Consider the following 1236-nt stretch of genomic DNA (forward strand, 5'->3'; position numbering starts at 1 on the left):
GCGCAGCGCATGCTGCGCCTGGGCGACCGCCATGCCGTAGCCCGGCACGATGATCACCTTCTGCGCGTTCATCATCAGATAGGCGGCATCATCGGCCGAGCCCTGCTTGACCGTGCGCTCGATGCCGTCGTCGGCAGCGGCGGAAGTCTCGCCGCCGAAGCCGCCGAGGATGACCGAGATGAATGACCGGTTCATGCCCTTGCACATGATGTAGGAGAGGATCGCGCCGGACGAGCCGACCAGCGCGCCGGTGATGATCAGCGCCAGATTGCCAAGCGTGAAGCCGAGGGCTGCAGCCGCCCAGCCCGAATAGGAATTCAGCATCGAGACGACAACCGGCATATCGGCACCGCCGATCGGGATGATGAGCAGGACACCAAGGACAAGCGATGCCGCCACGATCAGCCAGAACATCAGCTTGGACTCGCTGGTGACCAGCAGCACGATGAGCACCATCAGCGCGATGCCGAGGGCGGCGTTGATGAAATGGCGGCCGCCGATCATGATCGGCTTGCCCGACATGCGACCGTCGAGCTTGAGGAAGGCAATGACCGAGCCGGTGAAGGTGATGGCGCCGATAGCGACGCCGAGGCTCATCTCGATCAGCGCCTGGGCGTGGATGTCGGCAACCGTGCCGATGCCGAAGCTTTCCGGCGCATAGATGGCGGCGGCCGCCACCATGACGGCGGCAAGACCGACGAGCGAATGGAAGGCGGCGACCAGCTGCGGCATCGAGGTCATGGCGATGCGCCGCGCGGTGATCGCGCCGACCGAGCCGCCGATCAAAAGGCCGAGCACGATGAGGCCGAAGCCCCCCGCCGAAGGGGTCGCCAGCGCCAGCGTGGTCGCAATGGCGATGCCCATGCCGATCATGCCGTACATGTTGCCCTGACGGCTCGTGGTCGGGTGCGACAGGCCGCGCAATGCCAGGATGAACAGGATGCCGGAAACCAGATAGAGGAAGGAGGCGAAGTTGGCGTTCATGTCGCTCTACTTGTCCTTCTTCTTGTACATCGCCAGCATGCGCTGGGTGACGAGAAAGCCGCCGAAGATGTTGACCGAGACCAGCATCAGCGCGACGAAACCGAAGCCGGTGGCGATGCCGGACGCCGAGATGCCGACGGCAAGCAGCGCGCCGACGACGATGACCGAGGAAATGGCGTTGGTGACGGCCATCAGCGGCGTGTGCAGCGCCGGTGTGACCGACCAGACCACGTAATAGCCGACGAAGATTGC

At 64.4% G+C, this 1236-nt stretch carries 2 protein-coding genes; both read right to left on the reverse strand.

The genetic code is table 11. The features are described from left to right. Positions 1-984, reverse strand: a 984-nt coding sequence (locus tag EOA86_RS35240; RefSeq protein WP_164892354.1) for an NAD(P)(+) transhydrogenase (Re/Si-specific) subunit beta, incomplete at its 3' end; no start/stop codon positions are given. A 6-nt stretch (positions 985-990) separates the two neighbouring features. Beyond that, positions 991-1236, reverse strand: a 246-nt coding sequence (locus EOA86_RS35245) for a proton-translocating transhydrogenase family protein (RefSeq protein WP_206630235.1), incomplete at its 5' end; no start/stop codon positions are given.

Origin of the sequence: Mesorhizobium sp. M5C.F.Ca.IN.020.32.2.1, assembly GCF_004023105.1 — a bacterium.
In the GTDB taxonomy this organism is placed as follows: domain Bacteria; phylum Pseudomonadota; class Alphaproteobacteria; order Rhizobiales; family Rhizobiaceae; genus Mesorhizobium; species Mesorhizobium wenxiniae.